The organism is Buttiauxella gaviniae ATCC 51604 (genome assembly GCF_001654835.1).
GTDB classification, from domain to species: domain Bacteria; phylum Pseudomonadota; class Gammaproteobacteria; order Enterobacterales; family Enterobacteriaceae; genus Buttiauxella; species Buttiauxella gaviniae.
Genome location: NZ_LXEP01000031.1, coordinates 486,522 through 493,486 on the forward strand (window position 1 = coordinate 486,522; position 6,965 = coordinate 493,486).

10 protein-coding genes are annotated in these 6,965 nt (G+C 43.8%); 3 read left to right on the plus strand and 7 right to left on the minus strand.

Annotation, left to right across the window (positions count from 1 at the left end):
• Window positions 1–323 precede the first annotated feature (323 nt).
• The 5 genes from M977_RS18025 to M977_RS18040 all read right to left on the minus strand — a co-directional run bounded on the left by M977_RS18025 (window position 324) and on the right by M977_RS18040 (window position 2,702).
• Window positions 324–929: a recombinase family protein gene (locus M977_RS18025; RefSeq protein ID WP_064517626.1), complete on the minus strand. Its 606-nt coding sequence runs from the start codon at window positions 927–929 to the stop codon at window positions 324–326.
• Between the two features lie 427 nt (window positions 930–1,356).
• Window positions 1,357–1,506 (minus strand): hypothetical protein, encoded by a 150-nt coding sequence (locus tag M977_RS25290; protein ID WP_157092087.1) that lies wholly within the window; start codon window positions 1,504–1,506, stop codon window positions 1,357–1,359.
• Between the two features lie 32 nt (window positions 1,507–1,538).
• Window positions 1,539–2,066, minus strand: coding sequence for a hypothetical protein (locus M977_RS18030; RefSeq protein ID WP_064517628.1), 528 nt, complete (start codon window positions 2,064–2,066; stop codon window positions 1,539–1,541).
• Window positions 2,059–2,412 (minus strand): hypothetical protein, encoded by a 354-nt coding sequence (locus tag M977_RS18035; RefSeq protein ID WP_064517630.1) that lies wholly within the window; start codon window positions 2,410–2,412, stop codon window positions 2,059–2,061. Before M977_RS18035 ends, M977_RS18030 begins: the two co-directional genes overlap by 8 nt.
• A 41-nt stretch (window positions 2,413–2,453) precedes the next feature.
• Complete coding sequence (locus tag M977_RS18040) at window positions 2,454–2,702, minus strand: helix-turn-helix domain-containing protein (protein WP_064517632.1); 249 nt, start codon at window positions 2,700–2,702, stop codon at window positions 2,454–2,456.
• 108 nt (window positions 2,703–2,810) lie between these two features.
• On the opposite strand from M977_RS18040, the gene M977_RS18045 reads away from it, so the two are divergent.
• Window positions 2,811–3,437 carry an XRE family transcriptional regulator gene (locus M977_RS18045; protein ID WP_064517633.1) on the plus strand — a complete coding sequence of 209 codons (627 nt, stop codon included), beginning with the start codon at window positions 2,811–2,813 and terminating at the stop codon, window positions 3,435–3,437.
• Between the two features lie 156 nt (window positions 3,438–3,593).
• Window positions 3,594–3,875, plus strand: coding sequence for an acylphosphatase (gene yccX, locus M977_RS18050; protein WP_064517635.1), 282 nt, complete (start codon window positions 3,594–3,596; stop codon window positions 3,873–3,875).
• Here yccX and tusE read toward each other — a convergent pair.
• Both tusE and yccA read right to left on the minus strand, forming a co-directional pair.
• The gene (tusE, locus tag M977_RS18055; RefSeq protein ID WP_064517637.1) at window positions 3,872–4,201 is read right to left on the minus strand and encodes a sulfurtransferase TusE; all 330 of its coding nucleotides are present in this window, start codon (window positions 4,199–4,201) and stop codon (window positions 3,872–3,874) included. The genes yccX and tusE overlap by 4 nt on opposite strands.
• A gap of 107 nt (window positions 4,202–4,308) precedes the next feature.
• Window positions 4,309–4,968 carry an FtsH protease modulator YccA gene (gene yccA / locus M977_RS18060; protein WP_034456301.1) on the minus strand — a complete coding sequence of 220 codons (660 nt, stop codon included), beginning with the start codon at window positions 4,966–4,968 and terminating at the stop codon, window positions 4,309–4,311.
• A gap of 226 nt (window positions 4,969–5,194) precedes the next feature.
• Between yccA and M977_RS18065 the strand changes: the two genes are divergently transcribed.
• Window positions 5,195–6,823 carry an ABC transporter substrate-binding protein gene (locus M977_RS18065; protein WP_064517639.1) on the plus strand — a complete coding sequence of 543 codons (1,629 nt, stop codon included), beginning with the start codon at window positions 5,195–5,197 and terminating at the stop codon, window positions 6,821–6,823.
• Window positions 6,824–6,965: the final 142 nt, after the last annotated feature.

A 6,965-nucleotide genomic window follows, 5' to 3' on the forward strand; every position in this document is an offset into this window, starting at 1 on the left:
AAAATATACCAAAAAGGGGAGTTTTCGCTATATATAAACATATATTATACTAATACCCCTTAATGCCCTTCGTACTGATCGTTATTGCCCATCTTCGCTACGCTCCGATGGTCGGGCTGCGCCCGATCTTACCTTTTTAAATTCTTCGTGTAACGCTCTGTGCGCTATTTTAATGAAAATCAATGCATCACTACGTATTTCGAGAGAACACCACCCATACTGCATTACATGGGCCTTAAATCTGAAGGTTTTAATGTCATGCTGCAATATGAATCACAATGAAACCAATATGGACTGAATGGACTGGCATCATGCGGCGTTTATTACGCATCACATTCCAGTGAGTTGGCCTGAACTTTAACGGGTTTCCAGTGACGCTTTACTGTCGCAATACTTAAACCAAGTTGCTTTGATGCTTGGGACTGGCTTAACCCTTGTTGTTGCGCTTCCCGAACGATTTTACGTGTTTCTGTTGCAACCGGGCGACCCAACCGAACACCTTGCTGTTTGGCTCTTGCCAGCCCTTCCTTTGTTCGCTCAATAATGCGGGACTTTTCAAATTCAGCAAATGCAGAGAACATTTGCAGCATCAACTTACCTTCGGCACTGGTCAGGTCGTTAGTGGGTAAATCCAATGAAATAACTTTTACGTTACGTTTCATTAGCATGGTAATGGTTTGCTGTACATCGATGTTGTCACGTCCAAGACGATCCAGTTTGAGGACGACCAGAACATCATTTTTTTCTATCGAGTGATTCACCATATTCGCAAACGCTTTGCGACTCATCGCAGGAACACCACCAGAAACGACTTCCGATATAACACGATCCTGATCCACTTCATATCCAGCTTTGCGAATTGCCGTGATTTGGTTTTCTATTGTCTGCTCAGTGGTGGATACACGGCAGTATGCGAATATTCGGCTCATATGTTCCTCGTTTAACTTATGGTATCAACTAACGGTATCATCATTGATCTGTGGTTGCATAAAGTCAATTGGGTATTTTGATGATACCGAAATCAATATGTATAGCTGGTGTTGTTAAACGAACGATTGTTGATACTGGAAATAGACCTTTTGGGGCTATCTAGCGCTAGAATATCTTCCTTAAGTGGAGCTATCGGCTAGGCTACTGTATCCGGTGCGCGTATCTGCTATAAACTGGTAGGTGGTGATGAATACAACGGTGCTGGGTGCAATTTGGTTAGGAATTGCAGACTCGCTAAGGTAATTTACGCCTGTATGTTTTGATATGGTGAACTGAACATTAATATAAGTGCTTAGTTGTACTGAATGCATTGAAATCTACGACGCCCTGTAAGCATTGACTTATAGAGCGTCTATAATTTGATATTTATTCGATGTGTTGATCAAGCGCCAACTTTTCAGCTAGTCGATGTAAGGTGCTTATTGATACAACCTCTTCTGCTTCCTTGAAAAACTGATTCCAGTGCTTCCCTATAAACCAAGATAGCAATTCTAATTCTTGTTCTGAAAATTTCATATAGTCTTACGTCCATATATAATGTTAGTGGACTAATTACTTGCAGTGTCATTTAACAACGATGCATTTCGCAAGTGTATTGTCCCAAATGGGTTCAGCGAAACATCAGGGCTACCGACCAATACGTAATCACCCACATTCAGCCTGGAAACAAGATCAACCATGTCACTATCGAAAAATACTCTTATGGTCTTGCTGGTGTCAGGTATAGATATACCGATTACAGGTTTGCCAAGTGATAAACCAATATCACTGATCTTGCCACGTAATGCCAGTATGTTACCATTCAGCTTATGCGTAATCCTTAGTTCGTTGGCATCAAATGCCTCAAGTAGTTCTTTGGGCGTGTAACGGTAAACTGCGGCCTCTGGTACACTATCTTCAACAGGCGGCGCAGGTACAGCCTCAACAGGTGCTTCTACAGATTGTTGTGATTTAACTTGTTGGTCACGTTCTTCTGTTTTAGTTAATACCCAGCACATTGCAATAAACAGTACAATGAATATGCCAGTGCCTTTCAATAGCTTGTTGTAGCTAACATTATCGGTATGCTTATTCATAATTAGTATCTTTATATATCCCAGTGATTACATTGTTTTCGTGGTAAACGGAAAATCCATTCTTGGGTTGTTTCACCATCTCGCGCATTTGCGTGAGGGTGTTTTTGTCGATAATACCGTGATGTTGCATATACATAACCGTATATTCACCAGCCGTGTTATCTTGTTCATTATCGATGTCAATAGGTGTAAGGTGAATTAATTTCATATACTGAAGCATGAAGTTATTGCCCAATATAAATTTACCAACCCGATATTTACCCATGTATGGCAAGTTTTCTTCAGTATTTTTCCAGTCCCCTGCATTAACTCGGGTTTGTGTATAATTACGAGGTGATTGAATCATGCGGCTTTGCCTTTCTAATATGACTTACTATATTAAGGTTGCTAATACCTTTGCGGCCAAATGATATGCGCAGAAACCCCTATATATTCAGCTATAATTTTCTCACCCTTAGGCCAGTGGCGTTCAAGTGCGTTATATAGCGTTCTTTCGTGTAGCCCGTTTGTTCTGGATAGTTCAGCCAGTGAACCACCTTTCTTTTTGATAGCAGCCAATATGTCGGCTCTATGCCAATTCTCATTACTGGCACTTAGCTCCTTTTTCTGACATTCTAATTGTTTATGAATACTCATAATGATTACTCGTTACTTACATTAAGAATATGATTGATCATTATAAGGTGTATGTCAAATCAAAATAAGGAACTAAGTTCCTTTAGTTGGTCTTGTGTTGGAGCATAAATGGCTGGCAAAAAAGAAAGCATTTTGCAATTTAGTGAGCGGCTGAAATCGATTGTTCCTTCTGGTTCTGGACGCGAGTTCGCGAAGAGAGCTGGTATCGGATACAGCACTTTCCACAACTATCTTCAGGCTGTATCAAGCCCCACGCTTGAGAATCTTGTATTGCTCGCGAAAGCTGGAAACGTATCAGTAGAATGGTTGGCTACGGGCAAGGAATTTAAGGGAGTAGCTCATAACCTTGTACTCGATGCCGGGAAGAGCAACGTATGCAAAGTTCCTTTTAATGAAGGTGATGAATTCCTTTTACTGGACTTGAAGAATTTTCCTAGCTTTCAGGGCAATACCGAGCACCTCATTGCTCTTCGTGTTAATGCCGATGTGATGGAGCCTACATTTACGGTTGGTAGCATCTTGATCATAGATCAGAGCCAAAAGAATCTGAGAGAAGGGAAAGTGATCGTTATGCGTAAGGGCACTAACTACCTATATAAGAGAGTACAGATAGTTTCCGAAGGTTATAGTTTGAATAGTGATAATGCAAGATACAATGAAATCTTAGTTTCTGAGGATGCACTTTCCACATTCGATACTTTGGGTGAGGCGGTACTGGTATTGAATCAGTTGTAGCAGAATAATCAAACAATATTATTTTGTTAGGTTTATATGTTTCGCTAACACTAAACGTACACTCATAATTTGCTATGCTTTCTTGCTAAGAATTTGGCGCCATTTTCCGGGTTAGACCGGCTAAATGCAACGCAAGAACCCGAAACGGAGGAAGTTATGGCCACAGTATGCACACTTGCCTGGGTCCACGGCCTGGTTCAGGGGGTTGGGTTCCGCTACAGCACCCAGCGTGAAGGGTTAAAACTGGGATTAACCGGTTATGCCCGTAACATGGATGATGGTAGCGTTGAGATATTAGCCTGCGGCGAAGCGCAGCAGGTTGATAAACTTATCGCGTGGCTAAAAGCGGGAGGGCCACGCAGCGCTCGGGTCGATAAAGTGCTGACTGAGCCGCATCAACCCGATTGCCAATGGAGCGATTTCAGTATTCGCTACTAAATGCACTTCACTGGTTTTGGCAGGCCAGCAATTTTTGTTGCCTGCTTAGCCGGCCCTTTTGGGAACAAACGGTACAGATAGCGGCTATTGCCTTTCTCTTCGCCAAATTTGTTAGCCATCGCTTTGACTAACATACGAATCGCCGGGGAGGTATTAAATTCGAGGTAAAACTCGCGCACGAATCTCACTACTTCCCAGTGTTCAACTGCAAGGGTAATACCTTCATTGGCGGCGATTGCTTCGGCAAGCGGCTCACTCCACTCCTGGCTGTTTTTCAGATAGCCATCGGCATCTGTTTCTATTTCTCGGCCTTCAAACATCAACATAATTATTCTTTGCTCCAGACAAACTGGCGGCAGTGTAGCAAATTTTGGAGTATCAGAAAAAACAAAGCCCCGCGATAGCGAGGCTTTGGATAGGGAACAAGCAACGATTAGTCGCGGCTTGCGAAGCCCAGGATGCTCAACAGGCTGATAAAGATGTTGTACAGGGAAACATACAAGCTCACCGTTGCGCGGATGTAGTTGGTTTCACCGCCGCGGATGATATTGCTGGTCTCAAACAAAATCGCGCCAGAAGAGATCAGAATAAATACCGCGCTGATTGCCAGATGCAGAGCAGGCAGTTGCAGGAAGATGTTCGCAACCATACCCACCAACACCACGACTACGCCTGCCATCAGCATACCGCCCAGGAAGGACATGTCTTTTTTGGTGGTAAGCACATAAGCCGAGCAGCTAAAGAACACCAGCGCCGTACCGCCTAATGCCATCCCAATCACATCGCCCATACCGGCAGAGATGTAGGAATTAAGCATTGGGCCGAGGATGTACCCCAGGAACCCGGTGAACGCGAAGGCAGCAAGGATACCCGTCGGTTTATCAGCCAGACGGTAAGTTAAAAACATCAGACCATACATACCAACCAGCGTCAGAATCAGACCTGGAGATGGCAGCATCAACACGGTGCTTGCGGTTGCGGTAATCGCAGAGAACGCCAGCGTCAGGCTGAGCAAGAAATAGGTATTACGCAGTACCTTGTGGGTACTTAGCAGTGACGAACGGTCACGCGAGGAAGTAATTATGCGATCCATTCAGAAACTCTCTCTTATTACAGGTGTATATGGTGACTGAGAATAATAGCCTCCTTTATTGCAAGGAAGCCCTTTTACCCATCTTTACCTTGCTCTGATTTAATTCACAGATTCGATATCTGTCATAAAACTCACTTATATGTGGCTGAAAATTATTGCTTTAATCATTTCGAATGCTAAGAGTGTTAACCGTACCGTCGTTAATAACTCAAATAAGGCGTGTTTAATGAAAGCAAATAACCACATCACAATTATCAGATCGTTTGTCGCTATTGGCGTAGCGTGTGCAATTTCTGGAGCCTGGGCTGCCAATGTGCCAGCAGGAACAGAGTTGGCAGCAAAACAGGAATTAGTTCGTAACAACGGCAGCGAGCCCGCCTCGCTTGATCCTCATAAAGTCGAAAGCAGTGTTGAGTCGAGTATTATCAGTGACTTTTTTGAAGGTTTGGTAGAAGTACGCAACGATGGTTCGATTGAACCAAGGCTTGCTGAAAAATGGGAACAGAAAAGCAGTACGGTTTGGGTTTTCCATCTTCGCCCTGACATTAAATGGTCCAATGGAGAGCCGATCACCGCAGAAGATGTAGTCTGGAGTTGGCAGCGTCTGGTTGACCCCAAAATAGGATCACCTTATGCGAGCTATCTCGGCAATATGCATGTTGAAAATGCGGCAGATATTGCGGAAGGGAAAAAATCCCCTGATACGTTAGGCGTTAAAGCGTTAGATGATTCGACTCTGCAAGTGACGCTAACTCAACCTACCGCTGCATTCCTCGCGATGCTTGCACACACCTCGCTGGTGGTTGTTGATAAAGCAGTCGTAGAAAAGTTCGGCGACAAATGGACACAGCCCGCGAATTTTGTGAGTAGTGGGCCATACACACTTTCTGATTGGGTGGTAAACGAAAAAGTCATTGGGGTGCGTAACAAAAACTATTGGGACGATAGCCACACCGTTATTAATAAAGTGACTTACTTACCCATTGCTTCCGAAACTGCCGATATCAATCGCTATAAATCAGGTGAAATAGATATTGTTTTAACCGTCCCACAGACACAGTTTGCTTCATTAAAAAAATCTATTCCGGATCAGGTCCATGTGACACCGAAGCTTGCAACCTACTACTACCAGTTCAATACAACCAAAGCTCCATTTAATGATCCGCGCGTTCGCCGGGCGCTCAATATGGCGTTGGATAAAGACATTATCGCTGAGAAAGTATTAGGTCAGGGGCAGATCCCTGCCTGGGTTATCAGTCAGAAAAACATCGGTGGTGTCGAACTAAAATCTCCTGACTATGCGTCCTGGAGCCATGAAAAGCGTGTAACTGAAGCCAAAAGACTACTGGAAGAGGCTGGATTTAATGCGTCTCACCCATTGAGTTTTAATCTGTTGTACAACACCTCTGAATCACATCAGCGCATTGCGATTGCGGCCAGTTCAATGTGGAAGAAAAATCTGGGTGTTGAAGCGAAGTTGCAAAATCAGGAATGGAAAACGATGCTTGATACCATGCACAACGGGACTTTTGACGTGGTGCGCTATGCGTGGATTGCTGATTACGACGATGCGGCGACGTTCCTGAATAACTTCCGTACAGGCGATAGTGAAAACACCTCGAAGTACAGCAATGCTGCTTTTGATGACGCTCTGAAAAATGCAGCGAAGGCAGACAACGTTGCCCAGCGCGGCAAGTTCTACCAACAGGCCGAGGATAAATTGGCGGAAGATGTGCCAGCGATTCCCGTTTATCACTATGTTTTAGTCCAGTTAGTGAAACCTTATGTTGGTGGATACGCGCCAAATAATCTTGGTTTCTACTACACCAAAGATATGTTTATCAAAAAACACTAGGGCGCATTTCATTGTGGGCGGCTAAACCCACAATGATTTCTGCTATTAAACCAATCAAATTGTTGGAGTTTTGCCCAAACAATACCGAATTGGTGATTAATCAGGCGAACGAACAAAATCGTGCTTTACATGAAGTATGGGG